This window comes from Microbacterium sp. ARD31 (assembly GCF_031844425.1).
The window spans coordinates 109,351-135,044 of sequence record NZ_JAUZVE010000016.1 but is presented as its reverse complement, the minus strand read 5'-3'; the positions used below and the strand labels follow the sequence as shown (position 1 = coordinate 135,044).

Annotated in this window: 26 protein-coding genes; 12 read left to right on the top strand and 14 right to left on the bottom strand. The window is 69.5% G+C overall.

Going from position 1 to position 25,694, the window contains the following annotated elements; genetic code table 11:
* Nucleotides 1–73 precede the first annotated feature (73 nt).
* The 3 genes from Q9S36_RS28610 to Q9S36_RS28600 all read left to right on the top strand — a co-directional run bounded on the left by Q9S36_RS28610 (nucleotide 74) and on the right by Q9S36_RS28600 (nucleotide 2,679).
* Nucleotides 74–853: an LON peptidase substrate-binding domain-containing protein gene (locus Q9S36_RS28610; RefSeq protein ID WP_311288225.1), complete on the top strand. Its 780-nt coding sequence runs from the start codon at nucleotides 74–76 to the stop codon at nucleotides 851–853.
* A gap of 63 nt (nucleotides 854–916) precedes the next feature.
* Nucleotides 917–2,515 (top strand): sodium-dependent transporter, encoded by a 1,599-nt coding sequence (locus tag Q9S36_RS28605; RefSeq protein ID WP_311288223.1) that lies wholly within the window; start codon nucleotides 917–919, stop codon nucleotides 2,513–2,515.
* A complete protein-coding gene (locus Q9S36_RS28600) occupies nucleotides 2,512–2,679 on the top strand; it encodes a methionine/alanine import family NSS transporter small subunit (protein WP_311288222.1) in 168 nt (55 codons plus the stop codon). The genes Q9S36_RS28605 and Q9S36_RS28600 overlap by 4 nt, the downstream gene beginning before the upstream one ends.
* 18 nt (nucleotides 2,680–2,697) lie before the next feature.
* Here Q9S36_RS28600 and Q9S36_RS28595 read toward each other — a convergent pair whose 3' ends face one another.
* Entirely contained in the window at nucleotides 2,698–3,102 is a 405-nt protein-coding gene (locus tag Q9S36_RS28595) for a YchJ family metal-binding protein (protein ID WP_311288221.1), read from the bottom strand.
* A 640-nt stretch (nucleotides 3,103–3,742) separates the two neighbouring features.
* Between Q9S36_RS28595 and Q9S36_RS28590 the strand changes: the two genes are divergently transcribed.
* Both Q9S36_RS28590 and Q9S36_RS28585 read left to right on the top strand, forming a co-directional pair.
* Complete coding sequence (locus Q9S36_RS28590) at nucleotides 3,743–4,282, top strand: hypothetical protein (RefSeq protein WP_311288220.1); 540 nt, start codon at nucleotides 3,743–3,745, stop codon at nucleotides 4,280–4,282.
* A 318-nt stretch (nucleotides 4,283–4,600) separates the two neighbouring features.
* Complete coding sequence (locus tag Q9S36_RS28585; protein ID WP_311288219.1) at nucleotides 4,601–5,092, top strand: hypothetical protein; 492 nt, start codon at nucleotides 4,601–4,603, stop codon at nucleotides 5,090–5,092.
* On the opposite strand, the gene Q9S36_RS28580 is transcribed toward Q9S36_RS28585, so the two are convergent.
* Genes Q9S36_RS28580 through Q9S36_RS28565 form a run of 4 tightly spaced genes read right to left on the bottom strand, consistent with a single transcriptional unit; the run spans nucleotide 5,011 to nucleotide 9,324 of the window.
* Nucleotides 5,011–6,348 carry a DUF6716 putative glycosyltransferase gene (locus Q9S36_RS28580; RefSeq protein WP_311288218.1) on the bottom strand — a complete coding sequence of 446 codons (1,338 nt, stop codon included), beginning with the start codon at nucleotides 6,346–6,348 and terminating at the stop codon, nucleotides 5,011–5,013. The genes Q9S36_RS28585 and Q9S36_RS28580 overlap by 82 nt on opposite strands.
* A complete protein-coding gene (locus tag Q9S36_RS28575; RefSeq protein WP_311288217.1) occupies nucleotides 6,345–7,217 on the bottom strand; it encodes an N-acetylneuraminate synthase family protein in 873 nt (290 codons plus the stop codon). Before Q9S36_RS28575 ends, Q9S36_RS28580 begins: the two co-directional genes overlap by 4 nt.
* Complete coding sequence (locus tag Q9S36_RS28570; protein WP_311288216.1) at nucleotides 7,214–8,410, bottom strand: acylneuraminate cytidylyltransferase; 1,197 nt, start codon at nucleotides 8,408–8,410, stop codon at nucleotides 7,214–7,216. Before Q9S36_RS28570 ends, Q9S36_RS28575 begins: the two co-directional genes overlap by 4 nt.
* On the bottom strand, nucleotides 8,407–9,324 hold the full coding sequence (locus Q9S36_RS28565; protein WP_311288215.1) for a hypothetical protein: 918 nt from the start codon (nucleotides 9,322–9,324) through the stop codon (nucleotides 8,407–8,409). The genes Q9S36_RS28570 and Q9S36_RS28565 overlap by 4 nt, the downstream gene beginning before the upstream one ends.
* Nucleotides 9,325–9,501: 177 nt before the next feature.
* Between Q9S36_RS28565 and Q9S36_RS28560 the strand changes: the two genes are divergently transcribed.
* Nucleotides 9,502–10,425 carry a 5'-3' exonuclease gene (locus Q9S36_RS28560; RefSeq protein ID WP_311288214.1) on the top strand — a complete coding sequence of 308 codons (924 nt, stop codon included), beginning with the start codon at nucleotides 9,502–9,504 and terminating at the stop codon, nucleotides 10,423–10,425.
* Nucleotides 10,426–10,455: 30 nt separating this feature from the next.
* On the opposite strand, the gene Q9S36_RS28555 is transcribed toward Q9S36_RS28560, so the two are convergent.
* Genes Q9S36_RS28555 through trpD form a run of 3 tightly spaced genes read right to left on the bottom strand, consistent with a single transcriptional unit; the run spans nucleotide 10,456 to nucleotide 13,811 of the window.
* Nucleotides 10,456–11,718 (bottom strand): MFS transporter, encoded by a 1,263-nt coding sequence (locus tag Q9S36_RS28555; RefSeq protein ID WP_311288248.1) that lies wholly within the window; start codon nucleotides 11,716–11,718, stop codon nucleotides 10,456–10,458.
* 20 nt (nucleotides 11,719–11,738) lie between these two features.
* Complete coding sequence (locus tag Q9S36_RS28550; RefSeq protein ID WP_311288213.1) at nucleotides 11,739–12,734, bottom strand: PHP domain-containing protein; 996 nt, start codon at nucleotides 12,732–12,734, stop codon at nucleotides 11,739–11,741.
* Nucleotides 12,735–12,752: 18 nt separating this feature from the next.
* Nucleotides 12,753–13,811: an anthranilate phosphoribosyltransferase gene (trpD, locus tag Q9S36_RS28545; RefSeq protein WP_311288211.1), complete on the bottom strand. Its 1,059-nt coding sequence runs from the start codon at nucleotides 13,809–13,811 to the stop codon at nucleotides 12,753–12,755.
* 123 nt (nucleotides 13,812–13,934) lie between these two features.
* Between trpD and Q9S36_RS28540 the strand changes: the two genes are divergently transcribed.
* From Q9S36_RS28540 to Q9S36_RS28520, 5 genes are all read left to right on the top strand, one after another.
* Entirely contained in the window at nucleotides 13,935–14,579 is a 645-nt protein-coding gene (locus Q9S36_RS28540) for a heme-copper oxidase subunit III (protein WP_311288210.1), read from the top strand.
* Between the two features lie 20 nt (nucleotides 14,580–14,599).
* A complete protein-coding gene (locus Q9S36_RS28535) occupies nucleotides 14,600–15,403 on the top strand; it encodes a cytochrome c (protein ID WP_311288209.1) in 804 nt (267 codons plus the stop codon).
* Nucleotides 15,404–15,439: 36 nt separating this feature from the next.
* On the top strand, nucleotides 15,440–16,519 hold the full coding sequence (locus tag Q9S36_RS28530; protein WP_311288208.1) for a Rieske 2Fe-2S domain-containing protein: 1,080 nt from the start codon (nucleotides 15,440–15,442) through the stop codon (nucleotides 16,517–16,519).
* Complete coding sequence (locus Q9S36_RS28525) at nucleotides 16,516–18,360, top strand: cytochrome bc complex cytochrome b subunit (protein ID WP_251449503.1); 1,845 nt, start codon at nucleotides 16,516–16,518, stop codon at nucleotides 18,358–18,360. The genes Q9S36_RS28530 and Q9S36_RS28525 overlap by 4 nt, the downstream gene beginning before the upstream one ends.
* A gap of 73 nt (nucleotides 18,361–18,433) precedes the next feature.
* A complete protein-coding gene (locus Q9S36_RS28520) occupies nucleotides 18,434–18,853 on the top strand; it encodes a rhodanese-like domain-containing protein (protein WP_311288207.1) in 420 nt (139 codons plus the stop codon).
* A 94-nt stretch (nucleotides 18,854–18,947) separates the two neighbouring features.
* On the opposite strand, the gene Q9S36_RS28515 is transcribed toward Q9S36_RS28520, so the two are convergent.
* From Q9S36_RS28515 to Q9S36_RS28495, 5 genes are all read right to left on the bottom strand, one after another.
* Nucleotides 18,948–19,412 carry a cytochrome c oxidase subunit 4 gene (locus Q9S36_RS28515; RefSeq protein WP_251449501.1) on the bottom strand — a complete coding sequence of 155 codons (465 nt, stop codon included), beginning with the start codon at nucleotides 19,410–19,412 and terminating at the stop codon, nucleotides 18,948–18,950.
* Nucleotides 19,413–21,176 (bottom strand): cytochrome c oxidase subunit I, encoded by a 1,764-nt coding sequence (ctaD, locus tag Q9S36_RS28510; protein ID WP_311288205.1) that lies wholly within the window; start codon nucleotides 21,174–21,176, stop codon nucleotides 19,413–19,415.
* Nucleotides 21,177–21,178: 2 nt separating this feature from the next.
* Nucleotides 21,179–22,063 carry a cytochrome c oxidase subunit II gene (gene coxB / locus Q9S36_RS28505; protein WP_311288204.1) on the bottom strand — a complete coding sequence of 295 codons (885 nt, stop codon included), beginning with the start codon at nucleotides 22,061–22,063 and terminating at the stop codon, nucleotides 21,179–21,181.
* A 156-nt stretch (nucleotides 22,064–22,219) separates the two neighbouring features.
* Nucleotides 22,220–22,585: an iron-sulfur cluster insertion protein ErpA gene (gene erpA, locus Q9S36_RS28500; protein ID WP_251449498.1), complete on the bottom strand. Its 366-nt coding sequence runs from the start codon at nucleotides 22,583–22,585 to the stop codon at nucleotides 22,220–22,222.
* A gap of 77 nt (nucleotides 22,586–22,662) precedes the next feature.
* Complete coding sequence (locus Q9S36_RS28495; RefSeq protein WP_311288203.1) at nucleotides 22,663–24,063, bottom strand: dipeptidase; 1,401 nt, start codon at nucleotides 24,061–24,063, stop codon at nucleotides 22,663–22,665.
* Nucleotides 24,064–24,111: 48 nt separating this feature from the next.
* Here Q9S36_RS28495 and Q9S36_RS28490 point away from each other — a divergent pair, with 48 nt between their 5' ends.
* A complete protein-coding gene (locus Q9S36_RS28490; RefSeq protein ID WP_311288202.1) occupies nucleotides 24,112–24,678 on the top strand; it encodes a DUF3043 domain-containing protein in 567 nt (188 codons plus the stop codon).
* Here the strand turns inward: Q9S36_RS28490 and Q9S36_RS28485 are convergent.
* Nucleotides 24,656–25,690 (bottom strand): quinone-dependent dihydroorotate dehydrogenase, encoded by a 1,035-nt coding sequence (locus tag Q9S36_RS28485; protein ID WP_311288201.1) that lies wholly within the window; start codon nucleotides 25,688–25,690, stop codon nucleotides 24,656–24,658. The two genes, Q9S36_RS28490 and Q9S36_RS28485, sit on opposite strands and share 23 nt — an antisense overlap.
* Nucleotides 25,691–25,694 lie beyond the last annotated feature (4 nt).

The following is a 25,694-nucleotide window of genomic DNA, read 5'->3' as shown; positions in this document are numbered from 1 at the left end:
GGTCGCAGGCTCCGATCAGCCGAAATCCCGGGTCGCCCGCCCATGCGCCCCCGCCCGCTGGTTGACTGGGGGCATGACGGCCATCGCCATGTTCCCGCTCGGATCGGTGCTGCTGCCCCACATGCCGCTGCCGCTGCGCATCTTCGAGCAGCGGTACCTCATCATGCTCGGCCGCCTGCTCGAGGAGGAGCGCCCCGAGTTCGGCGTCGTGCTCATCGAACGCGGCTTCGAGGCGGGCGGCGGCGATCAGCGCTTCATGCTGGGCACGCTCGCGCGCATCACCCACGTGGTCCCGCGCGCCGAGGACCTGCAGCTGGTCGCCGTGGGAGGACGGCGTTTCGAGGTGACCGCCTGGCTCGAGGACGATCCCCACCCGGTGGCCGAGGTGCGGTTCCTGCCCGAACTGGCCTGGAGCGCGGGGCTCGAGGGCCTGCGCGCGGATGCCGAGCGCACGGTGCGCCGCGTGCTCGCCCGCTCCGCCGAGTTCGCCGACACCGTCTGGGACCCCGACATCGAGCTCTCCGACGACCCGATGGAGGCCAGCTGGCAACTCGCGGGCATCGCTCCGCTCGGGCCGATCGATCAGCTGAGGCTGCTCCGCTGCCGCAGCGCGTGGGAGCTGCTGACGCACATCATCGAGCTGACCGAGGCCGCCGAGCCCGCGCTCACCACCGCTCTCGGCGGCGCCGCCCTCGACGACGAGCTCGAGCGGATGCTGCAGCCCGACGGCTCCGAGCCGGCCGAGCCCGGGCCCGGCGACACCCAGCCGGGTCGTCCCGAGCCGGACGAGCCGACGCCCGGTCGGCCCGAGCCGGAGGAGCCGGAGGAGCCGGACGGCGACACGTCGCGCTGACCGTGGCCCCGGCACGCACCCGCTGGTAGCGTTCGGTCACCGGACGAGGACTGGAGGTACGCGATGCCCGACTCCCGCAGCCCTGGGGCCGCCGCGAAGCCGCGCGAGGAATGGACCGGCCAGGTCGGCTTCATCCTCGCCGCGATCGGCTCGGCGGTCGGACTCGGCAACATCTGGCGCTTCCCCGGCGTCGCCTACGAGAACGGCGGCGGCGCGTTCCTCATCCCCTACCTGGTCGCCCTCGTGACCGCGGGCATCCCGATCCTCTTCCTCGACTACGCGATCGGGCATCGCTTCCGCGGCGCCGCACCCACCGCGTTCCGCCGGCTCGGCGGTCCGTCCGGACGGTGGCTGGAGTCGCTCGGGTGGTTCCAGGTCGCGATCGCCTTCGTGATCGGCCTCTACTACACGGCGGTCATCGCGTGGGCGCTGAGCTTCTTCGTCTTCTCCTTCGACCTGCGCTGGGGCGACGACCCTGAGGGCTTCTTCTTCGGCGAGTACCTCCGCAGGGCCGACCCAGGCGTCAGCTTCGAGTTCGTCCCGGGTGTGCTCATCCCCCTGGCCCTGGTCTGGATCGCGGCGATCGTCGTCCTCGCCCTCGGTGTCGCCAAGGGACTGCAGCGCGTCAACGTGATCTTCCTCCCGCTGCTCGTCGTGGCCTTCCTCGTGCTGGTGATCCGGGCGCTCTTCCTCGACGGCGCCGCCGACGGGCTCAACGCCCTGTTCACCCCGAACTGGCCCGCCCTGGCGGATCCCAACGTGTGGATCGCCGCCTACAGCCAGATCTTCTTCTCGCTGTCGATCGCGTTCGGCATCATGATCACGTACGCGTCGTACCGTCGTCGCCGCGCGAACCTCACCGCCCCGGGTCTCGTCGTCGCGTTCGCGAACTCGTCGTTCGAGATCCTCGCCGGCATCGGCGTCTTCGCCACCCTCGGCTTCCTCGCGTTCCAGCAGGGCATCGCCGTCGGCGAGCTCGAGAGCATCGCCGGGGTGGGACTGTCGTTCGTGACGTTCCCCGCGATCGTGGCCCAGATGCCCGGCGGTCCGCTGTTCGGCATCCTCTTCTTCGGCTCGCTGACCATGGCGGGATTCACCTCGCTCATCTCGGTGCTGCAGGTCGTCTCGGCCGCGATCCAGGAGAAGTTCGGCTTCAGCCCGCGCACGGCCGCGATCGGGCTGGGCGGAGTCTCGGCGGTCCTGTCGATCCTGCTGTACTCCACCACCACCGGCATCCTGGCTCTGGACGTCACCGACAACTGGGCGAACAACATCGGCATCGTGCTCTCGGCGATCCTGATGACGGTCTTCGTGATCTGGGTGTTCCGTCGCGGTGGCGAGCTGCGCGCCCACCTGAACGCCGTCTCGACCTTCCAGGTCGGACGCATCTGGGTGCTGCTGGTCGGAGTCCTCGCCCCCGTCGTCCTCGGCTACATGCTCATCGCCCGCATCATCACACTCGTGACCGAGGGCTACGGCGGCATGCCCGATTGGTACCTGCTGGTCTTCGGCTGGGGAACCGTCGTGTTCCTCATCGTCGCGGCCATCGCGATGTCGCTGGTGTCGTGGCGACGGAACCCCGACGAGCTGCAGACCTGGCCGCCGGTGATCGTGCCGCCTGCCCGCAGTAACCGCACCCTCAGGAAGGAGGGCTCGTCATGACCGGCGTGGCCATCGCATTCCTCATCCTCGCCATCGTCGTGGTGTGGGGCGGACTCATCGCCAGCGCGCTCTATCTGCGATCCCGTCCCGAGCCGTCGAGCTACCCGCCCGGCGGCACCGACGACCACCGCGACGACAGCGCGCCCATCGAGCACGACACCTGAGCGGATGCCGCACCGCGGCTAGTCCGAGATCACACCGTCCAGGTACCACCAGCGCTCGCTCTGCTTCACGAAGCGGCTGCGCTCGTGCAGATCGCCCGCGCCCCCGGGCTCGCGCCATCCCGCGCGAAACTCCACGATGCCGCGCTTGTCGGCCTCTCCCCCGTCGACCACGTCGAGGATCTCGAGGCCGGTCCAGCGCACTGTGGGATCGAGGTGAAGGGTTTCGGGAGCAGTGCCCGGATGCCACGTAGCCGTGAGGTGTGCGGCATCCCCGACGACGAAGGCGGTGTAGCGGGAGCGCATCAGCGCGAGGGCCGTGGCTGCGGGCGTTCCCGAGAGGATCGGGGCGCAGCACGCGTCGAAGCGCGCGCCACTGCCGCACGGGCACGGGTCTGCGCTCTGCACTTTCGCGAATGCGGGCATCGGGCACCTCCCGCTCGAAGAGTACGGTCGCTCCGGGGCCGGTCGCACGAGGCGCACCGCGAGTCTCACCGGCCGCCCTTCGGCGGGTGCGGCGTGGGGGCCTGTGTGGCCGGCGTTTTGGAGGCCGGCGTGGCGGCCGGCGTGTGGGGCCGGCGTGGTGGTACCGCCGGTTGGCGCCATCTGTCGCTATGCACCCCGATCACCGCAAACCGCGCCCACCCGCGAGCGGGTCGCTTGGTGCCATCCACCCCCGGATGCCGCCGGTTGGCGCCATCTGTTGCCATGCACCCCGATCACCGCAAACTGCGCCCACCCGCGACCGGTCACTCGGCGCCATCCACCCCCGGATGCCACCCCCGGTTGGCGCCATCTGTCGCCATGCACCCCGATCACCGCAAACCGCGCCCACCCGCGACCGGTCACTCGGTGCAATCCACCCCCGGATGCCGCCGGTTGACGCCATCTGTCGCTATGCACCCCGATCACCGCAAACCGCGCCCACTCCCAACCGGTCACTCGGCGGCATCCGCGGTTTCGCGAGCGGATGACAGCACCCTGCGCCAACCCCGGGCCGCTCACCCCACCCTTGAAGGTGTGGATAACTGCGGCGCGGCTGGCTCGGGATGGTTACCGTGGTCGGGTGACCGCACGCCTCGCTCCGACGATCCTCGCGATCGGACTGCTCGCCGCCGCGCTCACGGCGTGCGACGCGACTCCCGACCCCGTCGAGACTCCCCCGGTCTTCGCATCGGAGGAGGAAGCCTTCGCAGCGGCGGAGGAGACCTACCGCGCCTACGTCGATGCGCTCAACAACGTCGACCTCAGCGATCCCGCCACCTTCGAGGACGTATACGCGTGGACCACCGGCGACGCCAATGCAGAGGCTCGCGAGTCTTTTACTGCCATGCACGCCGATGGCTGGATAGTTGAAGGCGCAAGCGAACCAACGGTGGTCGAGCCTCGAACAGCACCCGGCGGCTCTCTCGGTGACGTCGAGATCGCGGTCTGCCTCGACGTCAGCGAGGTGAAGCTCCGCAACGAAACCGGCGAGTCGATGGTTGACGCATCCCGGCCCGACGTTCAAAGCATGTTGCTGACGCTGGAGCCCATCGAAAGCACACAGACCGGGTTCGCCATCGCACGATTCGACGGGCGGGAGGGGGATCCCGAGTGCGGGTGACGGCGACAGTATCGGCCGCGATCATCGCCAGCGTACTTCTCGCGTTCGGCTCACCTGCGCGCGCTGGCGAGGGGTGCGACTTCAGCGGGTGGCAAAGCGACTGCGAGGTCTCGAACACCGGGTCGCAGGTCGATCTCAGCGCCGGCGGCACCGTTCCGGGCAACGGCAGCGCCGCCAACCCCGGCGGCGGTGCTCCCCCGGCGGGCGGGGGAACGGGAACGGCCCCGGGGGCCGCGCAGCCCGACTCCGTCGCCCCCCGCCGAGGAAGCGGAGGAAGACTGCGGTCCGCTGAACCGCTGCGGCGGGTACACGGTGGTGATGATCCCCGACGTGACGGTCGACGATCTGGCGTCCTTCCGTCCGGACCGCCCGACGCTCTCGGGCGAGCCGGCCGGTTTCGGCGTCGTCGGCATGCCGACGAACCTGGTGGCGACGGCATCCGAACAGGTGCTGACGGGAACGCTCCTGGACTGGGACGTCACCGTCCGCTTCACCCCGGCCGGCTACGTGTTCGATCACGGTGACGGCACGAGTGCGCGACACGGCACCGGCGGGTCGACATGGGCGGCATCCGGCGCGGCGCAGTTCACCCCGACCGAGACGTCGCACGTCTACCGCGCACGCGGCACGTACGACGTCGGCGTGACCGTGCAGTACGCCGCAGCGGTCGACTTCGGCGACGGCCGCTGGCGCGACGTGCCGGGGTTCGTCACCGCGACGACCGGCGGCTACGGGGTGCGGGTGGTGGAGGTGCGCACGGCACTCGTCGACGAGACGTGCGCCGAGGATCCGGGCGGTCCCGGCTGCTGACCCCGCAGCCGTCGGGAGAGGATGAGCGCCTGCCGAGCGGGCGCCCCGACCACGAGCGCCACCCAACCCAGCAGGGTTCGGTCTTCGGATCCCAGCACGCGCTTGCGCTCCCACGCCGCCCGCAGCGGCCCGCCGCGCACCGGCAGGGCCGTGCGCGGCGCGAGTTCGCCACGACGGCGGTCGTGGACGAGCCCCGCGACGGCGTCGATCCAGTCGTCGAACACCTCCTCGTGGAAGTAGTTCTCACGAAGCCAGTCCTCATCGGGATGCCGGAACCACCGTGCGATCACCTCCCCCGTCCCGCCGAAGAGACCGCTGCCGGTGAACACGCCGTTGAGGAGCGGATCCCCCACCCCGAACGTGTCCAGGGCGATGACCGGGATGCCGCGCGCGATCGCCTCGATCGCGCTGGTCGAGCTCACCGTCACGAGGCCCTGCGCGCGAGACAGGGCGCGCGCCATCGGCTCGTACGAGACCACGAGGTTCGCGGGCGCACCGCCGAGTTCGTCGATGAGGTCCGGGTATGCGAACCGCTCGTGATGAGTCTCGCGCTCGCCCTTCGCCGCACGGAGCTTGAGCACCACCCGCCGTGAAGGATCGGCCTCGGCGGCATCGATCAGCATGCGCGCGACGACGAGGCGCTCCGCCTTCTCGCGCGGCACGATCGCCTGCGCGGCGAACACGAGGTCGCCTCCGCCGGCGGGCGGGGCGCCGATCCCCCCGGACGCGAAGGGCAGCTGGGCCAGCGCGAACCGCATCGGGATGCCCACGCGGTCCGACAGCTCGCCGAAGGCCTCGACCTCGCGCTGCGAGTGCAGGATGAACAGATCGCACTGCGCGCGATAGATCAGGGCCGCGCGCCGCGCCGGAAGAGAGATCCCGGGCAGCCCGGTCGCGATCACCGGGCGCGGTGACAGATCGGCGACGAGCGCCGTGAGCACCCGGACGAGCGGCCCGCGCGCACCGAGGACGACCGCATCCGGACCGAAGGACCCGAGCCAGGCCGACAGCTCCGCGAATGCGACACGGTGCACCCGATCCGCCCCGAGCCCGCTGCCCTCGAGGGCCGCGCGCTCCTGCGCCGCGCTCACCGTCAACGGAGTGGACACCAGCACGAGTGCGATCTCGGCATCCGGGATCGCAGCCACCAGGGCGCTCGCCCATTTGACGTACGAGTCGCTGTCGGCGATGGCCACGACCCGCAGCCGGGCGGGCTCGTCGTGCTGCGGTCGAGGCGGGTCGGCCGCGGCTGTCACGCCGGGACCCGCCGGAGCTTGGCCATCGGGGCCAGCTCGCCGGGGAAGACACGCTTGACGCCGTCGCCCATCGCCGCCTCGACGATGCGGATGTCGCGCACGAGATGCGCCAGCCCGGTCGGTTCGAGGGATGCCGCGTGATCGGATCCCCACATCGTGCGGTCCAGGGTGATGTGACGTTCGACCGCGACGGCGCCCAGCGCGACGGCGGCCACCGAGATCTGCAGGCCTCGCTCGTGCCCCGAGTACCCGACCGGGACGCCCGGGTAGCGGTCGCGCAGGACCGGGATGACCCGCAGGTTCGCCTCCTCCGGCTCCATCGGGTACGTCGAGGTCGCGTGCATGAGCACGACCCGGTCGGTGCCGACGATCTCGAGGGCGCGGTCGATCTGCTCGATCGTCGACATGCCGGTGGAGAGGATCACGGGCTTGCCGGTCTGCCGCAGCGCTTCGAGCAGCTCGACGTCGGTGAGCGACGCCGAAGCGACCTTGTGGGCGACGACGTTGAGGTCTTCGAGGAAGTGCACACTCGGCACGTCCCACGGTGAGGCGAACCAGTCCAGGCCGCGCAGCGTGGCGTGATCGCCGACCTCGATGTACTGGTCGCGGTCGAACTCGACGCGGTGCCGGTACTGCAGGTACGTCATCGTGCCCCACGGCGTCTCACGCGGCACGCCGCGCATGTGCTCGGGGGTGCAGATCTCCGGGGTGCGCTTCTGAAACTTGACCGCGTCGACGCCCGCGTCGGCGGCCACGTCGATGAGTCGCTTGGCCAGCTCGACATCGCCGTTGTGGTTCAGCCCGATCTCGGCGATGACATAGGCGGGGCGGCCGCCGCCGATGACGCGGTTTCCGATGGTGACGGTCATGAGGACTCCGTAGCTGTGGGAAGGGTGGCGAGGGGTGCCGCGGCACGGGCGTCGAGCACGCGCTCGGCGAGCTCGCGCACGGCGCCGTGGCCGCCGCGGTGGTCGAGGACGACGCGCGCCGCGGCGAGCACGGTCGGGTGCGCCTCGGGGACGGCGACGGGCCAGCCGACGGCGTTCAGACACGCCAGGTCGTTGACGTCGTTGCCCAGGTACGCCACGCGCGAGAGGGGGATGCCGAGCCCGTCGCACCAGTCGCGCAGCACGGCCAGCTTGTCGTCGAGACCTTGGTGGGCGGGGATGCCGAGCTTCGCGGCCCGCGCGGCGACGACCGGATTCACTTCGGTCGAGAGGATGGCGATGGGGATGCCGGCGCGACGCAGCGCGGCCACCCCCCACCCGTCGGATCTGCTGACCACGACGGATTCGGTGCCGTCCTGCGCGACGGAGGCGGTGTCGTCAGTGTGGACGCCGTCGAAGTCGGTGACGACGGCGTCGGCGGCGACGGGCTCCCGTCCGTCGATGAGGGGCGCGAGGGCGCGCGCGACGACGAGCTCGTTTTCGGTGTCGATCTCGATCGCGGTGCGCTCGGGCACCTCGACGACACCGACACTGCCGAAGAAGCGGTGGCGCGTCGCGCGGAAGCCGGCCGCCCGCAGCACGTAGAACGCGCCCGTCTCGAGATGGTGCGGTTCACGGTCCTGCCGGCGCGGGCGGTGATCGGCATCGTGATTGACGGCCGCGGCGGCGCCGGCGGCGGACTTCTCCCAGAGGAAGCCGTAGGTCGGCACGGCCGAGAACACGCTGTCGCGGCGGCGGGAGCGGACCAGGCGGATCGCCTCGTCGAGAGCGTCCGAGACGATGAACGGCGAGGTCGCCTGCAGGAACGCCACGACTCCGACGTCGACGCCGCGGGCGGCGAGTTCGTCGAGCGCGTGCAGGAGTGCGCTCTCGGACGTGGCGGTGTCGCCGGAAAGCAGCTCCGGACGCTCGACGAGCTCAGCACCCCACTCGGCGGCGACGGCCGCGATCTCGGCGTCCTCGGTGGTGACGACGACACGATCGACATGCTCGGCGCGCGCGGCGGCGGCTATCGCCCGCGCGACGAGCGGGATGCCGCCGACACGGCGCACATTCTTGCGGGGAACGCCCTTCGACCCGCCCCGGGCGGGGATGATCGCGACGGTCTCGCTCATCGCCGCACCGCCGTGCGCACGGGGCTCGTCCGGGGTGCGGAGCGGATGACCGAGCCGGTGCCGTCGAGCACGTGGGAGAGCGTCGTTGTCGTGCTGGACGGGAGCGTGAACAGCTCCAAGGGACGGGAGTGCCCGGCCAGCACCAGCTCCGCGGGCAGTCCGGCCTCGACGACGTCGACGCCGTCGATGCCCGCCACGGCGGCGAGCTGAGCCTGCGGCTCGCGCCGGTGAGGCAGATACACCGCATCGCCGTGCTCGGCGATACAAGCGACCCACTCGAGGTACTCGTCCCGCGGCATCCGGCCGTCGACGGGTCGCGCCGAGCCGAGGATCACCCGATCCGCGGCGAGCCGATCGCCCTTCGCGGTGGCGCGGGTGAACGGGAAGCGGTGCTCGGCGACGGAAACGCCGCGAGCTTCCAGCCGGGTCCTGCGGGACGCGCCGAGGTCGAACGCGGTGAAGAGCTCCACGCCGCCGCGTGCGGCCAGGCGGAGGACGCGGTCGAGGGCGAAGGGCGCCGTGAGCGCCGACGCGCGACCCTCGACGATGCCGGGCCGGGTGTAGCCGCGGTCGCCGAGGAGTGTGTCGGCGTAGGCGATCGCATTCGCCCCGTCGTCCAGGAAGGTGATCCGCCGGGGCCGCAGGACGCTCGCGGCGAGCCGGAACTGCCCCGAGAAACCGTCGCCGACCAGCCAGTGACCATGACCGCGCAGCGCATTCCACGGCACGCCGAGATACGGTTCGCAGGCGCCGAAGAGTGCACCGCGGTCGATGAGGTCGTCGGCGGTCGTGCCCATCTGCGCCGTCAGCCGGCCGGCGATCGGCACGGAGCGACGGTGAAGGTGAGCCCATTCGGCCGCGCCGATCAGCTGCAAGGGGGACTCGACCCAGGCGATGACGTCGTCGCGGTGCATCGGCGCCTTCCTGTCGTTCGCGCCGGCCCTGGATACGCGGTCCGGCTGTGCGCGACTCCACGTTCATGCACGCGCATGACGGCACGACCCCCGCGGAGCGGCTGGACGGCAACGCTTCGGTGAACGCTCGACGTCGACCCCCCGCGCCGCGTCGACGCCCCGTGCCAGGATGACCAGGTGACCGATCGACTGATGCTGCTGGACTCCGCCTCGCTGTACTTCCGTGCGTTCTACGGCGTACCCGACACGGTCCGCTCCCCCGACGGCACGCCCGTCAACGCGGTGCGTGGCTTCCTCGACATCATCGCCAAGCTCGTGACCACCTATGAGCCGACGCACCTGGTGGCGTGCTGGGACGACGACTGGCGCCCGCAGTGGCGCGTCGACCTGATCCCGTCGTACAAGACCCACCGCGTCGCCGAGGTGGTCGAGGCCGGCCCCGACGTCGAGGTGGTGCCAGATCCGCTGCAGGCGCAGGTGCCCGTCATCCGCGAGGCGCTCGCCGCGTTCGGCATCGCGGTCCTCGGCGCGGCCGACCACGAGGCGGACGACGTCATCGGAACGCTCGCGACGCGTGCGACCATGCCCGTCGACGTCGTCACCGGGGATCGCGACCTGTTCCAGCTGGTCGACGACTCCCGCGATGTGCGCGTCATCTACACCGCGCGCGGGATGAGCAACCTCGAGGTGCTCACCGACGCCGCCGTCGTGGCGAAGTACCGGGTCCTGCCGAGCCAGTACGCCGACTTCGCCACGCTCCGAGGCGATACGTCCGACGGACTCCCCGGCGTCGCCGGCGTGGGCGACAAGACCGCGGCGACCCTGCTGGCCGCGCACGGCGACCTCGACGGCATCATCACCGCGGCCGCGGCGGGCGAGGGCATGTCGGCCGGACTCCAGGCGAAGATCACCGCGGCGCTGCCCTATCTCGAGGTCGCCCCCACCGTCGTCAACGTGGTCCGCGACCTCGACCTGCCCACCCTCGAAACGCGCCTCGACCCGCTGGACGAGACGCAGCGTGCGGATGCCGCGAAGCTGGCCGAGCGGTGGGGACTCGGTGGCGCCGTGGACCGACTCATCGCGGCCCTCGACCGCACCTGAGCCGTTGGGCGCTCAACCCGCACCTGCCGGTCAGGCGGTGGCCCGGCGCGCCGCGGCGACCGCGCCGAGAAGCAGTGAACAGTACACGGCGGACATCACCAGGACGACCGTCAGGGGCACGTCCCAGCCCCCGGTGAGCTGGAACACCGCGCCCATCATCGGACCGCCCGAGGCTGCCACGACGTAGCCGGACCCCTGCACGAGAGCCGACATCCCGGCAGCCTCGCGGTCGCTGCGCGACACCTCGACGAGCGCCGCGAAGATGACGACGAATCCGCCGGCGTGCCCGATCGCACCGAATGACAGCCACACCCAGAGCAGTTCGGGCGCCGCGAGAAGACCGATCGTGAGGACGAGCCAGGACGCGCAGATGACGCTCGGCGCCACGAATCGCGGTGTGAACCGTGCGAGCAGGGGGACGACGAAGGCTCCCAGGATCCCGGCGCCCTGATAGAGAGAGGCGACCGCGCCGGCTGCCGAGCGCTCGAGCCCCAGCTCGTCGGCCGCGAGCGTCGGCAGCCACGTCGACAGGGCGTAGTACATCGTCGTCTGCACGGCGAAGGCGCCGACGAGCAGCCACGTCACCGGCCGTCGGAGCATCGAGCGGCCACCGCCGTCGATCACCGGGAGCGGGCCGGTGATCGTCTCAGGGTCGACCGACCCGCCCGCGGACGCGGCGTCTCCACCCCCTCGGGCGGGCACCGACTGCCCCGAGAACCGATCGCCGGTGCCGGCGCGGCGCATGTGAGCTCCCCACAGGAGTATCCCGGCGAGGGTGAGCGACGACCAGACCAGCAGCGCGGCGTTCCAGCCGACGACCTCGGCCAGAGGCGCCGTCAGCAGCGACGTGAGGAGAGAGCCGACGTTCACCGTCGCGGCATAGGCCGCGGTCACGAGCGCCACGCGGGGCGGGACGACCTCCCGGCGAATGATCACGGGGATGACGACGTTCCCGATGGTGATGGCCGCCCCGATCACGAGCATGCCGGCCAGCATCCAGCCGAACCCCGGCAGCGCGCGCACGAACGTGCCGATGAGCACTCCGCCGAGCGATGCCATCAGCGCGATCTCGGCTCCTGCCCGGCGGATCGCCACGGCGGCAAGCGGAGTGAGCGCGGCGAACATGAGCACCGGCGCGGTGGTGAGCAGTCCCGCCGTCGAGGACGCGATGGAGAGGTCGCGCTCGATGTCGCGCAGGACGGGCGTGACGGCCAGGATGGGGCCGCGCATGCTGACGGCGGCGACGAGGACGCCCGCCACGACGAGCCAGGGGGCGCTGCGCCGCGCGTTCATCACTCCCTCACGCTATCGGCTCACCGCGGGCGACCCGTCCATTCCCGCAACCGCGCGAGCGGCCACGTAGTGACGATGCGCTCCGGCGGGACTCCTGCCCGTTCGGCGCGGGCGGCGCCGTGGTCGATCAGCGAGAGCTGGCCCGGGGCGTGGGCGTCGGAGTCGATCGAGAAGAGGCACCCGGCCTCGAGCGCGAGGGCGAGGAGGTCGTCGGGCGGATCCTGCCGTTCGGGCCGCGAGTTGATCTCGACCGCCACGCCATGCGCGGCGCACGCGGCGAACACCTCGACGGCGTCGAAGGTCGACGGCGGGCGGGTGCCGCGCGATCCCTCGACCAGTCGCCCGGTGACATGGCCGAGGACGTCGACACGGGGATGGGATGCCGCAGCGACCAGTCGCCGCGTCATCGGTGCGCGCTCCATCCGCAGTTTGGAATGCGCCGATGCGACGACGACGTCGAGACGCCCGAGCAGGTCGTCCTCCTGATCGAGCGACCCGTCGTCGAGGATGTCGACCTCGATGCCCGACAGCAGTGTGAAGGAATCGTCGCGGAAACCCTCGACGACGGTCATCTGTTCGCGCAGCCGCTCCGGCGACAGTCCGCGTGCGACGCGCAGCCGTGGCGAATGGTCGGTGAGGGCGAGGTACTCGTGGCCGAGCGCGCGGGCGGCGGCGACCATGTCGTCGATGGGGGTGAGCCCGTCCGACCACTCGCTGTGACTGTGCAGATCACCGCGCAGCCGGCCGCGCAGACCCGACGGGACCTCGCCGCCGGCGCGCTCCCGGAGATCGGCGAGGTACGAGGGAACCCCGCCGCCGAGGGCTTCCTGGATGACGGCCAGCGACGACTCGCCGATGCCCTTGCGGCGACGCAGCCCCGCGGTGTCGCGCAGCTGTGCGTCCGTCAGCCCGGCGATGGCTCCCGCCGCCGTCCGGAAGGCCTGCGACTTGTAGCGCGAGGACCGTTCGCGTTCGAGGAGCGTCGCGATCTCGACGAGGGCGTCGTGCGGGTTCATCCCGGGCCCGGAATCCGTCTACGCCAGCGTCCGGGTCGTCTCGGCCCACGCGGCGAGCTTGGCCGCCGCGGCACCGCTGTCGATCGCGGCGGCGGCGTCCACCTTCGCCTCGGCGAGGCGTTCGACGATCGGCCGCTGCACCTGACCGGTGTCCTGGAAGAGGCGGTACGCGACCATGCCGGCCGCGGCATTGAGCAGGACGATGTCGCGCACCGGACCCGGCTCCGCGTCGAACACGCGATGGACGACCTGGGCGTTCTCAGCCGGCTCGCCCCCGAGCAGGTCGTCGATGTCAGCCAGGGGGATGCCGATGTCCCGCGGGTCGAGGTCGTGCTCGTGCACGTCGCCGCGGCTCACCTCCCAGATGCGGCTGTGCCCGGTGGTGGTGAGCTCGTCGAGCCCGTCGTCGCCGCGGAAGACCAGCGCGGTCGCACCGCGCGTGCGGAACACGCCGGTGATGAGCGGCACCCTCTCGAGCTGTGCGACTCCCACCGCGTTCGCCTCGGCGCGCGCCGGGTTGCACAGCGGGCCGAGGAAGTTGAACACCGTGGGCACGCCGAGCTCGGCCCGCGTCACGCCGGCATGGCGGAAGCCCGGGTGGAAGGCCGCCGCGAAGGCGAACGTGATGCCGACCTCGGCGAGGGTCTGTGCGACCGCCTCCGGCGAAAGGGTCAGGTCCACGCCCAGCGCCGCCAGCACGTCGGACGACCCCGACTTCGAGCTCGCCGCGCGGTTGCCGTGCTTGACCACCGGAACCCCGGATGCCGCGGCCACGACGGCTGCCATGGTCGACACGTTCACGGTTCCGAAGCGATCGCCGCCGGTCCCGACGATGTCGAGGACGGCGGCGTCGACGGGCAGCGGGCGTGCGGCCTCGAGGATGGCATCCCGGAAGCCCACGACCTCGTCGATGGTCTCGCCCTTCGCGCGCAGCGCGATGAGGAAGCCCGCGAGCTGCGACGGCGATGCTTCACCGGCCATGATGCGCCTCATCGCCCATGTCGATTCCGACACGCTGAGATCGCGCCGCTCGAGAAGCGAGGTGAGCAGATCGGGCCACGTATACAGCTCTGCCATGAGCCAAGAGCCTACTCGGCGACTTCGAAGCGCACTCGCAGGCGGCTCGAAGGGGGATCAAAGTCCGAATCGAGGCTAATCAGTGACCTGGGATGCGAATCTCCCCCCTCTGCATCGGCCATAATGGGGAGCGTGACGACCTCCACTGCGAACTACTCTCAGGCGATGCGGTCCGTCAAGCGGCCGGATCCGGTCGCCGTCGGCACCATCGTCTGGCTCGGCAGCGAGGTGATGTTCTTCGCGGGTCTCTTCGCGATCTACTTCACCCTCCGCAGCACATCCCCTGAAATGTGGGCTGAGCGCACCGAGCTCCTGAACGTCCCGTACGCGACGGTGAACACGATCATCCTGGTGCTGTCGTCGGTGACGTGCCAGATGGGCGTCTTCGCCGCCGAGCGCTTCCAGCCGTACACCACCAAGTCGAACTCGTTCTGGCAGCGCTGGGGCATGGTCGAGTGGTTCTGGCTGACCTTCGCGCTGGGCGCCGTCTTCGTCTCGGGGCAGGTCTGGGAGTACGCCCAGCTGGTCGCCGAAGGCATGGCCATCGACACCGACCCGTACGCGTCCGCCTTCTACCTGACGACCGGCTTCCACGCCCTGCACGTCACCGGCGGGCTCATCGCCTTCCTCCTCGTCATCGGCCGCGCATACGCGGTGAAGAACTTCGGGCGCAAAGAGATGACCTCCTCGATCGTGGTGTCCTACTACTGGCACTTCGTCGACGTGGTCTGGATCGCCCTGTTCCTCGTCATCTACTTCCTGAAATAAGAGCGGAGCTGAAACCCCCCATGGCACGAGCAACAACGCGCCGCTCGAACGGACGCCGCAGCCCCTGGGCTGCCGCAGCCCTCATCGGCATCGGCCTGCTCATCACCGGCGGCGCATACGCCGGCGCGTCGGCTGCGGTGGCAGCCGCCGAGGAGCCGACCGCGGTCAACACGACGCTCACCGTCGACGACGGGCAGAAGCTCTTCCAGGCCAACTGCGCGACCTGCCACGGTCTCGACCTGGAGGGCACGCCCGACGGCCCCGCGCTGTACGGGGTCGGCGAGCTCGCCGTCCACTTCCAGATGAGCACGGGTCGCATGCCGCTGCAGGCGCAGGGACCCCAGGCGCCGCAGAAGCCCGTCCAGTTCACCGACGAGCAGATCGCCGCGATCGGCGCCTACGTCCAGGACGTCGCCCCGGGGCCGAGCTTCCCCGACGACGAGGTTCTCGACGGCGAGGGCGATGTCGCCCAAGGCGGAGAGCTCTTCCGCATCAACTGCGCGATGTGCCACAACGTCGCCGGTGCCGGTGGTGCACTCACCGAGGGCAAATACGCGCCCGGGCTGCAGACCACCACGCCGCTGAACATGTACGCCGCGATGGTCACCGGCCCGCAGAACATGCCGGTGTTCAACGACATGACGCTGACGCTCGAAGAGAAGCGCGACATCATCACCTACCTCCTCTTCCTGCAGGAGAACGAATCCGCCGGCGGCTTCAGCCTCGGCTCCCTCGGCCCCGTCTCAGAGGGCCTGTTCATCTGGATCTTCGGCATCGGCTCGCTGATCGCCATCACCGTGTGGATCACGGCGAAATCCAACTGATGACCGAACGACACACCCCGAAGAACTAGGAGCACCATGGCACACGAGGAAGACGCACTCGTGCACGAGCGGGATTCGTGGAAGCCGTCCTCGGGCCTGGCCGTCGCCGTCAGCGATCCGCTGCGCGCCCCGGGGCTCCCCCCGCACCGCGAGCGGATGACCGACAAGGACCCCGCGGCGATGAAGCGGGCGGTCCGCACGGTCTACACGCTGTTCTACCTCTCGGTCGCGGCGAGCATCTGGGCGATCGCCGCCTATGTGCTGTTCCCGATCGAGAGCGGCCTGATCGTCGACATCCGGGCGAACAACCTGTTCATCGGACTCGGCATCGGCCTGGCCCTTCTCGCGATCGGCATCGCCGCGATCCACTGGACCAAGGCGATCATGTCCGACAAGGAGCACATCGAGCCCCGGCACGCCACGCGCGGCCGTGACGCGACGCGCGCCGCCGCGGTGCAGGCCTTCGCCGACGCGAACGAGGAGTCCGGGTTCGGCCGTCGCGCCATGATCCGCAACTCGCTCATCGCCGCCGTCGTCGCCTCGGTAGCCCCGGGCATCGTCCTGTTCCGCGGTCTGGCCCCGCACAGCTCGGCGGCCAACCCGATCGCCGGCGACCCGGTCGCGCTGCTCCAGCACACCATGTGGGAAGAGGGCATGCGTCTGGCCCACGACCCGACGGGCAAGCCGATCCGCGCCGCAGACCTCACCCTCGGCTCTGCCGTGCACGTCATCCCCGAACCTCTCGCCGAGCTCTCGCACGAGGACGGATACCTCGAGGAGAAGGCCAAGGCCCTCGTGCTCCTCGTCCGCCTCCTCCCCGAGCAGCTCATCGAGTCCGAGGAACGCCGGGACTGGTCCTACAACGGCATCGTCGCGTACTCCAAGGTCTGCACCCACGTCGGCTGCCCGGTCGCCCTGTACGAGCAGCAGACCCATCACCTGCTGTGCCCCTGCCACCAGTCGCAGTTCGACGTCACCGACGAGGCGAAGGTCATCTTCGGCCCGGCCGCTCGGCCGCTCCCGCAGCTGCCGATCACCGTCGACGACGAGGGGTACCTCATCGCCCGCAGCGACTTCACCGAACCTGTCGGCCCGAGCTTCTGGGAGCGTCATTGAGCACCTCGACCGTCACCGACGACACCAACGCCTCGGCTGAGACGCGCGAGAAGCCGCTCGGCGGCCGATTCGTCGGCGCCACCGCCAACTACATCGACGAGCGCACGAGCCTCTCCGGGTTCGTCAAGGAGCTCGGACGCAAGGTCTTCCCCGACCACTGGTCGTTCATGCTCGGCGAGATCGCCATGTGGAGCTTCGTCGTCGTGCTCATCACGGGCACGTTCCTGACCTTCTTCTTCCAGGCCTCCATGTCGGAGGTCCACTACACGGGTGCGTACATCCCGATGCGCGGCATCGAGATGTCGGCGGCGATGGCCTCCACCCTCGAGATCTCCTTCGACATCCGAGGCGGCCTGCTCGTCCGTCAGATCCACCACTGGGCGGCTCTGGTCTTCGTGGCCGGCATCGGCGTGCACATGCTGCGCGTCTTCTTCACCGGCGCCTTCCGCAAGCCCCGCGAGCTCAACTGGGTCATCGGCTTCGTCATGTTCGTGCTGGCGATGGGCGAGGGCTTCACCGGATACTCCCTTCCCGACGACGTGCTCTCGGGCAACGGACTGCGCATCATCGACGGAATGATCAAGGGCATCCCCCTGATCGGCACGTGGACCTCGTTCCTGCTGTTCGGCGGAGAGTTCCCGGGCACCGCGATCGTCGGCCGCCTCTACGCGCTGCACATCCTGATCCTGCCCGCGATCCTCGTCGGTCTGCTGGTCGTGCACCTCATGCTGATGATCATCAACAAGCACACCCAGTTCGCCGGCCCCGGCCGGACCAACAGCAATGTCGTGGGCTTCCCGATGATGCCGGTCTACATGGCGAAGATGGGCGGGTTCTTCTTCATCACCTTCGGCGTGATCGTTCTCATCGCCTCGATGTTCACCATCAACCCGATCTGGAACTACGGGCCCTACGACCCCTCCCCGGTGTCGGCGGGAACCCAGCCTGACTGGTACATCGGCTTCGCCGACGGCGCGCTGCGTCTGGTGCCGCCGCACCTCGAGTTCGTGTTCCTCGAGCGCACGTGGTCGATGAACATCCTCATCCCGCTGGTCGGCCTGGGTCTGTTCATCGTGCTGGTCGCCCTCTACCCCTTCATCGAGGCGTGGATCACCGGCGACAAGCGAGAGCACCACATCGCGCAGCGTCCCCGCAACGCCGCCACCCGGACCGCCATCGGCGCCGCCGGCGTCACCTTCTACGCGGTCCTGTGGGCAGCGGCATCCTCTGACATCATCGCGACCCACTTCTGGCTCACGATGGAGGGCGTCATCCACACCCTCCAGGCCGCGCTGATCCTCGGGCCGATCATCGCCTACTTCGTGACGAAGCGGATCTGCATCGCCCTTCAGAAGAAGGACCGCGAGATCGCGCTGCACGGCTACGAGTCCGGCCGCATCGTGCGCCTCCCCGGCGGCGAGTACATCGAGGTCCACCAGCCGGTGGACGAGTACGAGCTCTACAAGCTCGTCGACTTCGAGACCTACGAGCCGCTGGTCGTGCGTCCCAACGCGAAGGGCCGCATCGCGTGGCACCAGAACCTGCGGGCCTCGTTCTCGCGCTGGTTCTTCGAGGACCGGCTGACCCCGATCACCCAGGCCGAGCTCGAAGAGGCCCGTGCTCACCAGCACCACGCGCTCGAGCACATCGCCGCCGAGGAGGACGCTGAGATCCAGGGCGCTCACGAGCGCGCGGGTGTGCCGGACGCACCGCACGTTCCGATCGACGACGGACACAACTCCGAGACGGCGGTCCGCCCCTCGAATGTGATCGTCCCCGAGAATCCCGAGACGGCTCCGCGCGGGAAGAAGCCCAAGGGCGGCAAACCCGACAACGGCTGATTCGGCAGGAATCCGACGGCGCCTGGCCCCCTCGCCTCTGGGGGGACCAGGCGCTTCGTCGTACGGTGAAGACATGATCGACGCACTCTCGTTCTTCACCGCCAAGCTCACCCACGAGACCGACGCATCCGACGTCTACGCCGCGCAGAAGGCCGGCGACGCCTTCACCTTGGTCGACGTCCGCGACGATGCGGCATGGCGCCAGGGTCGCATCAGCGGCGCCGTGCACATGCCGTACCGCGAGATCGCGGCACGGGCCGCCGCCGAACTGGACCCCGACGTCCCCGTGGTCGTGTACTGCTGGAGCCCCGGCTGCAACGCCGGAGCCAAGGGCGCGGTGGAGTTCGCGGTCCTCGGCTACCAGGTGAGGGAGATGATCGGCGGGTACGAGTACTGGGTGCGCGAGGGACAGCCCACCGAGAACGACCAGGGGCCCCTCCCCCGCACCTTCGATCCGCAGGTGATGGTGGTCCGAACGTCGAGCGACACGTGACGAGTAACGCGTGACGCGTAACGCGTGACGCACACAGAGAACCGCCCCTGTTCCCGAAAGACAGGGGCGGTTCTCTGTGTGCTCTGCGGTGCGGTCAGCGCGCGAAGTGACCGCGGTAGTACTCGTAGACCCAGCCGACGATGGCGACCAGGAAGACGGCGATGCCGATCGGCATCATCCAGGCACCGACCGCGAGGCCGATCATGCCGAGCGCCGCCGAGAACGCCAGGACGATGGGCCACCACGACCAGGGGCTGAACTCGCCGAGCTCAGGGTCGCCGTCGTCGATGTCGGCGGTCAGGACGTCCTCGGGCAGCTCGCCGCCCTGCGCCTTGTGGACCTTGCCGACGTAGAAGGCGATGAGCGCCGACATGAACGCCGTGAAGAGCAGCGCGACAGACCCGACCCACTCGATCGACAGGGTGACGTTCTCCCAGTACGACTGACCGCCGGTGAGATTGGTGTCCCACCGCGAGATGAGGTTCCAGACGGTGTAGATGACGAAGACGAGACCGAAGAACCCGGTCAGCAGCCACCAGAGGCCGGCATTCGTGCGCACTTACTTGACCTTTCCATCTGCGGCGTCGACCACGGGTGCCTCGGGCGCGTCCTTCGCCGGTCCCACTCCGACCGGGATACCGGCCTCGGGGTGGTTCAGGTCGAAGGCGGGACGCTCGCTGCGGATGCGCGGGATCGAGGTGAAGTTGTGGCGCGGCGGCGGGCATGACGTCGCCCATTCCAGCGACGCCCCGTAGCCCCACGGGTCGTTGACCGTGACCTTGGGCGCCTTGCGCGAAGTGATCCACACGTTGAACAGGAACGGGATCATCGAGGCGCCGAGGATGATCGCACCGATCGTCGACACCTGGTTCTGCCACGTCCAGCCGTCGGCCTCGGAGTAGTCCGCGTAACGACGCACCATGCCGTCCACGCCAAGCCAGTGCTGGATGAGGAACGTCATGTGGAAGCCGATGAACAGCAGCCAGAAGTGCACCATGCCGACGCGCTCGTTGAGCATCCGGCCCGTCCACTTCGGCCACCAGAAGTAGAACCCGGCGAACATGGCGAACACGACGGTGCCGAAGACGACGTAGTGGAAGTGGGCGACGACGAAGTACGAGTCCGACGTCTGGAAGGTCAGCGGCGGCGAAGCCAGGATCACGCCGGTGAGACCACCGAAGACGAACGACACGAGGAAGCCCAGGGCGAAGACCATCGGGGTCTCGAACGTGACCGAGCCTCGCCACATCGTGCCGATCCAGTTGAAGATCTTCACACCCGTGGGCACGGCGATCAGCATCGTCATGAGCGAGAAGAACGGCAGCAGCACCGCGCCGGTGACGTACATGTGGTGGGCCCACACCGCCACGGACAGGGCAGCGATGGCGATGGTCGCGTAGACGAGCGTCTTGTAGCCGAAGATCGGCTTGCGGCTGAAGACCGGGAAGATCTCCGACACGATGCCGAAGAACGGCAACGCGATGATGTACACCTCTGGATGGCCGAAGAACCAGAAGAGGTGCTGCCAGAGCAGCACACCGCCGTTCGCCGGGTCGTAGATGTGCGAGCCCAGCACGCGGTCGGAGGCGGCGGCGAGGATCGCGGCGGCCAGCACGGGGAAGGCCATCAGCACGAGGATGCTGGTCACCAGCGTGTTCCACGAGAAGATCGGCATGCGCCACATCGTCATACCGGGCGCGCGCATGGTGATGATCGTGGTGATGAAGTTCACGGCACCGAGGATCGTTCCGAAACCGCTCATGCCGAGCCCCAGCATCCACAGGTTGCCACCGGCACCCGGAGAGAACGACGCGTTGGCCAGGGGCTGATACGCGAACCAGCCGAAGGCCGCCGCGCCCTGAGGGGTGAGGAAGCCGGCGACGGCGATGGTGGAGCCGAAGAGGAAGAGCCAGAACGCGAACGCGTTCAGCCGCGGGAACGCGACGTCGGGAGCGCCGATCTGCAGCGGCAGGATCGCGTTGGCGAACCCGGCGAACAACGGCGTCGCGAACATCAGCAGCATGATCGTGCCGTGCATCGTGAACAGCTGGTTGTACTGGTCCTTCGTCGGGACGATCTGCATGCCCGGCTCGAACAGCTCGGCGCGGATGATGAGAGCCATCACGCCGCCGAGCATGAAGAACACGACCGAGGCGATCAGGTACATGTACCCGATGGTCTTGTGGTCGGTGGAGGTGATCCACTTGACGACGATGTTGCCCTTGTGCTCGACGCGCGACGAGCTGAGCAGCGCCGCCTGACGGGGCGGCAGGGTAGTGGGCCGGCCGGAAGGCTTGGCTTGAAGCGGAAGCGTCGTCGCCATGATCACTCGTCTCCCTCGGAGTCTGCGCCCGTACCGGGCAGGTTCTGCAGACGGTCGTACGCGTCGTCGATGTCACCGGTCTGGCCGGCGGCCTCGAGCGAGGCGAGATAGTCCTCGTACTCGGCTTCGCTGACGACCTCGACGTTGAAGAGCATCATCGAGTGGTACTCGCCGCAGAGCTCGGCGCACTTGCCGGCGTACGAGCCCTCGCGGGTCGGCGTGAAGGACCAGTAGTTGTCCTTGCCGATGTACATGTCCTTCTTGTAGAGGAAGTCGATGATCCAGAAGGAGTGGATGACATCTCGCGACTGCAGCTTGATCTGCACCGTCTGGTCGACGGGCAGGTAGAGCGTGGGCAGCTCGGAGATGATGTCGCCGCGCTCGTCGGTCTGGGCCTGAACGCCCATCGACCACACGGTGTCGTCCTCGGACTCGCCGTTGTACTGGAAGTCCCAGGCCCACTGCTTTCCGATGGCGGTGATCGACACGTCGGGATCGTCGTACTGGGTCTCGAGGATCGTCTGGTCGCGTGCGGTGAACGCGAAGAACCCGACGACCAGGATCAGCGGCACGACCGTGTAGAAGATCTCGATCGGCATGTTGTACCGCAGCTGCACGGGGAGGCCGGTCTGACCCTTCCGGCGGCGATACGCGATGGCCGCCCAGCCCATGAGGCCCCACGTGATGACACCCACCACGAGCAGCACGATCCAGGAGGTGGTCCACAGACCCGACACCATCTCGGTGCGGTTCGTGGTGGGCTCAGCCCCCTCCACGAAGCCGGGCAGATAGCCGTTCAGCTCGGTCGGCGTGCAGCCGGCGAGGGCGACGGCCGCGGCGATCCCGACGGGGATCAGGGCCCAGCGTAGGCGGCGTTTCGAGGGCACGGGCGCACCTTTCCAGTTTCGAAATGTGACTGTCGCCAGTCTAGGGCAACTTCTCACGGTTCTCCGGCCAACCACCCAGGTTGACCGGCCTCCGTGGCGGGCAGGAGAACGGCCCGGACCGCTCTGGCGAGCTCGGTCCGGGCCGCGGGATCATGCTCAGTGGAAGCTGTCTCCGCAGGCGCAGCTGCCGGCGGCGTTGGGGTTGTCGATGGTGAACCCCTGCTCCGAGATCGTGTCCTTGAAGTCGATCTGGGCGCCGTCGAGATACGGGACGCTCATGTCGTCGATGATCACCTCGACGCCGTCGAAGTCGACGGTCTTGTCGCCGTCGAGGTAGCGCTCGTCGAAGTACAGCTGGTAGATGAGACCGCTGCAGCCGCCGGGCTGAACGGCCACGCGCAGACGAAGATCGTCGCGACCCTCCTGCTCGAGCAGGCTCTTCACCTTCAGTGCGGCGGCATCGGTCAGGACGACGCCGTGCTCGCGGACGGACGGGTCGGTCGTCAGTGCGGTGTCGGTCATGTCACTCCTCCGGACGGGCCGCTCGCGCGGCGGGTTCGGTCCGATTCTACGCCCCGCCCCGCGACGCGGCGCCGCGCTCAGCCCTCGAGCGTCCGCGCGTCGAGCTTTTCGAGCAGCAGCGCCTCGGCCAGCAGCGCATGACGGAAGGTGTCCAGGTGCAGCGACTCGTTGGGGCTGTGGGCCCGGGCGTGCGGGTCCTCGACGCCGGTCACGAGGATCTGGGCGCCGGGGAACTCGCGCACGAGGTCGGCGATGAACGGGATCGATCCGCCCACGCCCATGTCGACCGGTGCAGGGCCGTAGGCCTGTTCGAGCGCCGCGCGCGCGTCGGCGACGGCCCAACCGGTGGTGTCGACGAGGAACGGGTTGCCGAAGTCCTGGTCGAAGAACTCCAGCTCCGCGCCGAACGGAGCGTGGGCGCGCAGGTGCGCCTCGATGGCGGAGTAGGCCTCGCGCGCGTCCTGCCCCGGCGCGACACGTGCGCTGATGACGACGGCAACCTCGGGCGACAGCGTGTTCGAGGCGTTGACGACGCTCGGCGCGTCGATGCCGGTGACGGTGATCGAGGGCTTGTTCCAGATGCGTCCGAGGATGCTGTCGCGACCGATCGGCCGCACGCCGTCGGGAAGACCGGCCTCGTCGCGGAGCGTCTCCTCCGAGTACTCGGGCGTCTCGGCGTCGCGCTCGGTCAGGCCGTCCACAGCAACGGCGCCGTCGGCGTCCCACAGCGTGGACAGCAGAGTGACGGCCGCCATCATCGCGTCCGGGACGGCGCCGCCGAACATGCCCGAGTGCGACGCGTGCTCGAGCGTGCGCACGCGCATGGTGAACCGCGTGTTCCCACGCAGCGATACCGTGAGGGCGGGAGTGCGGGAGTCCCAGTTGCCGGAGTCGGCGACCACGATCACGTCCGCCCGCAGCACGTCGGCGTTCTCGCTGAGGAACGTCGCGAAGGAGCGCGATCCGGCCTCTTCCTCACCTTCGATGAAAAGGGCGACCCCGAGATCGAAGTCTGCGCCGAGCGCCTCTTTCAGCGCGCGCAGCGCGCCGATGTGCACCATGATACCCGCCTTGTCATCGGCTGCCCCGCGACCGTAGAGCCGGCCGTCGCGGACCGTCGGCTGGAAGGGCGGCGAGTCCCACAGCGCCTCGTCGCCGACGGGCTGGACGTCGTGGTGGGCGTACAGGAGGATCGTCGGCCTGCCGTTCTTGGCCGCACGGCGGGCCACGACGGCGGGCTTGCCGATCTCGTCGGTGCCCGGGATCGACGCGCGCCTGATCTCGACCGTCTTGAACAACGCGGTGCCGCGGACGAGGTCGGCGACGGCCTCGGCGCTGCGCTCGACGTCGGCCGGGTCGAATCCCGGGAAGGCGACGGACGGGATCCGCACCAGTCCTCCCAGATCGGCGATGGCGGTCGGGTAGCCGGAGGCGGCCGCGTCGTGCACGGCCTGGTGTCGGGAGGGCGCGGATGTCATGCGGGTAATCTTAAGCGCACCCCCGTCCCGCACTCTCGAGGATCTCCTGTGGCCAAGACACCCGCCTCCCCCGCACCCGAGGATGCCGGCGACGTCGCCGGCGCGTCGGGCAAGGGGCGCCCCACGCCCACCCGCGCCGAGCAGGAGGCCGCCCGCAAGCGCCCCCTCGTCGCCGACACGAAAGAGGCGAAGGCACGCGCCCGAGCGGAGCTGACGGCCCAGCGCGAGAAGGCCCGCGTGGGCATGGCGGCGGGCGACCCCCGCTATCTTCCGGCCCGCGATCAGGGGCCGCAGCGCAAGTTCGCGCGCGATTTCGTCGACTCCGGCTGGCACCTGGGCGAGGCTGTCATGCCGGCCATGATCCTCGTCATCATCGCGACCTTCATCCCCGTGGCCGCCGTGCAGTTCTACTCGTTCGTCGTGCTGTGGGTGTTCATCTTCTTCGTCATCGGCGACATGATCCTCACGGCCATCAACGTCAAGCGGGGCGCGAAGGCGCGCTTCGGCGCGGATCGAGTCGAGAAGGGTCTCGGCTGGTACGCGGCGATGCGCAGCATCCAGATGCGGTTCCTGCGTCTGCCGAAGCCTCAAGTCAAGCGCGGGCAGAAGCCCTGAGGCCGCGGTTGATCTGACGGGCCCACAGCGGTCCGCGATACAGGAACGCGGTGTAACCCTGCACGAGGTCGGCACCGGCATCCAGGCGCTCGCGGACGTCGCCTGCCGTCTCGACGCCGCCCACCGAAACCACGCAGAAGTCCGCCGGCACGACCGCGCGCACACGTCGCAGCACCGCCAGTGATCGCTCGCGCAGCGGGGCGCCCGACAGGCCGCCCTCGCCCGCGGCCGCGACGACCGCCGGCGGTGTGGAGAGCCCCGCGCGCGAGATGGTCGTGTTCGTCGCGATGAGTCCGTCGAGGCCGAGGTCGACGGCCAGGCCTGCCACGGCCTCGACCTCGTCATCGGGGAGGTCGGGCGCGATCTTCACCAGCAGCGGGGTCGCACCGGCCGCGTCGTGCACGGCCGACAGCAGCGGACGGAGGGTCTCGACCGCCTGGAGGCCGCGAAGGCCCGGCGTGTTCGGAGACGAGACGTTCACGACCAGATAGTCCGCGAGCGGCGCCAGCAGCGTCGCGCTGCGGACGTAGTCCGCCGTCGCCTCGGATACGTCGACGACGCGGCTTTTGCCGATGTTGACACCGACGACCGCGCGCCGACGGCGGCGTCGTCGAAGCTTCTCGAGCCTCTTCGCGGCCGCTTCGGCGCCGGCATTGTTGAAGCCCATGCGGTTGACGACGGCGCGATCCGGGATGAGGCGGAACAGCCGCGGGCGCGGGTTGCCGTCCTGCGGGATGGCGGTGACGGTGCCGACCTCGACATGACCGAAGCCGAGGGCGCGCAGGCCCGCGACGCCCACGACGTTCTTGTCGAAGCCGGCTGCCACGCCGAAGGGCGAGTCGAAGCGCAGGCCGAGCGCGGTGGTGCGCAGCCTCTCATCGGGTCGCGTCAGCGCACGGGCCGCCCACGACAGCGGCGGGACGCCCAGCATCCGGACGACGAACATGCCGGCGTGGTGGGCCGTCTCGGGATCCATGCGGGCGAGCACGGTCCGGAAGAGGAGGGGATACATCGGT

Bases quoted from the DNA above. Each gene is read 5' to 3' on its own strand.
- trpD (WP_311288211.1), bottom strand. From the start codon at position 13,811: ATGGCAGAGCTGTATACGTGGCCCGATCTGCTCACCTCGCTTCTCGAG.
- erpA (WP_251449498.1), bottom strand. From the start codon at position 22,585: ATGACCGACACCGCACTGACGACCGACCCGTCCGTCCGCGAGCACGGC.
- Q9S36_RS28610 (WP_311288225.1), top strand. From the start codon at position 74: ATGACGGCCATCGCCATGTTCCCGCTCGGATCGGTGCTGCTGCCCCAC.
- Q9S36_RS28595 (WP_311288221.1), bottom strand. From the start codon at position 3,102: ATGCCCGCATTCGCGAAAGTGCAGAGCGCAGACCCGTGCCCGTGCGGC.
- Q9S36_RS28535 (WP_311288209.1), top strand. From the start codon at position 14,600: ATGGCACGAGCAACAACGCGCCGCTCGAACGGACGCCGCAGCCCCTGG.
- Q9S36_RS28495 (WP_311288203.1), bottom strand. From the start codon at position 24,063: ATGACATCCGCGCCCTCCCGACACCAGGCCGTGCACGACGCGGCCGCC.
- Q9S36_RS28555 (WP_311288248.1), bottom strand. From the start codon at position 11,718: ATGAACGCGCGGCGCAGCGCCCCCTGGCTCGTCGTGGCGGGCGTCCTC.
- Q9S36_RS28530 (WP_311288208.1), top strand. From the start codon at position 15,440: ATGGCACACGAGGAAGACGCACTCGTGCACGAGCGGGATTCGTGGAAG.
- Q9S36_RS28550 (WP_311288213.1), bottom strand. From the start codon at position 12,734: ATGAACCCGCACGACGCCCTCGTCGAGATCGCGACGCTCCTCGAACGC.
- Q9S36_RS28570 (WP_311288216.1), bottom strand. From the start codon at position 8,410: ATGAGCGAGACCGTCGCGATCATCCCCGCCCGGGGCGGGTCGAAGGGC.
- Q9S36_RS28605 (WP_311288223.1), top strand. From the start codon at position 917: ATGCCCGACTCCCGCAGCCCTGGGGCCGCCGCGAAGCCGCGCGAGGAA.
- ctaD (WP_311288205.1), bottom strand. From the start codon at position 21,176: ATGGCGACGACGCTTCCGCTTCAAGCCAAGCCTTCCGGCCGGCCCACT.
- Q9S36_RS28520 (WP_311288207.1), top strand. From the start codon at position 18,434: ATGATCGACGCACTCTCGTTCTTCACCGCCAAGCTCACCCACGAGACC.
- Q9S36_RS28540 (WP_311288210.1), top strand. From the start codon at position 13,935: ATGGGGAGCGTGACGACCTCCACTGCGAACTACTCTCAGGCGATGCGG.
- Q9S36_RS28565 (WP_311288215.1), bottom strand. From the start codon at position 9,324: ATGCACCGCGACGACGTCATCGCCTGGGTCGAGTCCCCCTTGCAGCTG.
- Q9S36_RS28485 (WP_311288201.1), bottom strand. From the start codon at position 25,690: ATGTATCCCCTCCTCTTCCGGACCGTGCTCGCCCGCATGGATCCCGAG.
- Q9S36_RS28600 (WP_311288222.1), top strand. From the start codon at position 2,512: ATGACCGGCGTGGCCATCGCATTCCTCATCCTCGCCATCGTCGTGGTG.
- Q9S36_RS28575 (WP_311288217.1), bottom strand. From the start codon at position 7,217: ATGACCGTCACCATCGGAAACCGCGTCATCGGCGGCGGCCGCCCCGCC.
- Q9S36_RS28585 (WP_311288219.1), top strand. From the start codon at position 4,601: ATGATCCCCGACGTGACGGTCGACGATCTGGCGTCCTTCCGTCCGGAC.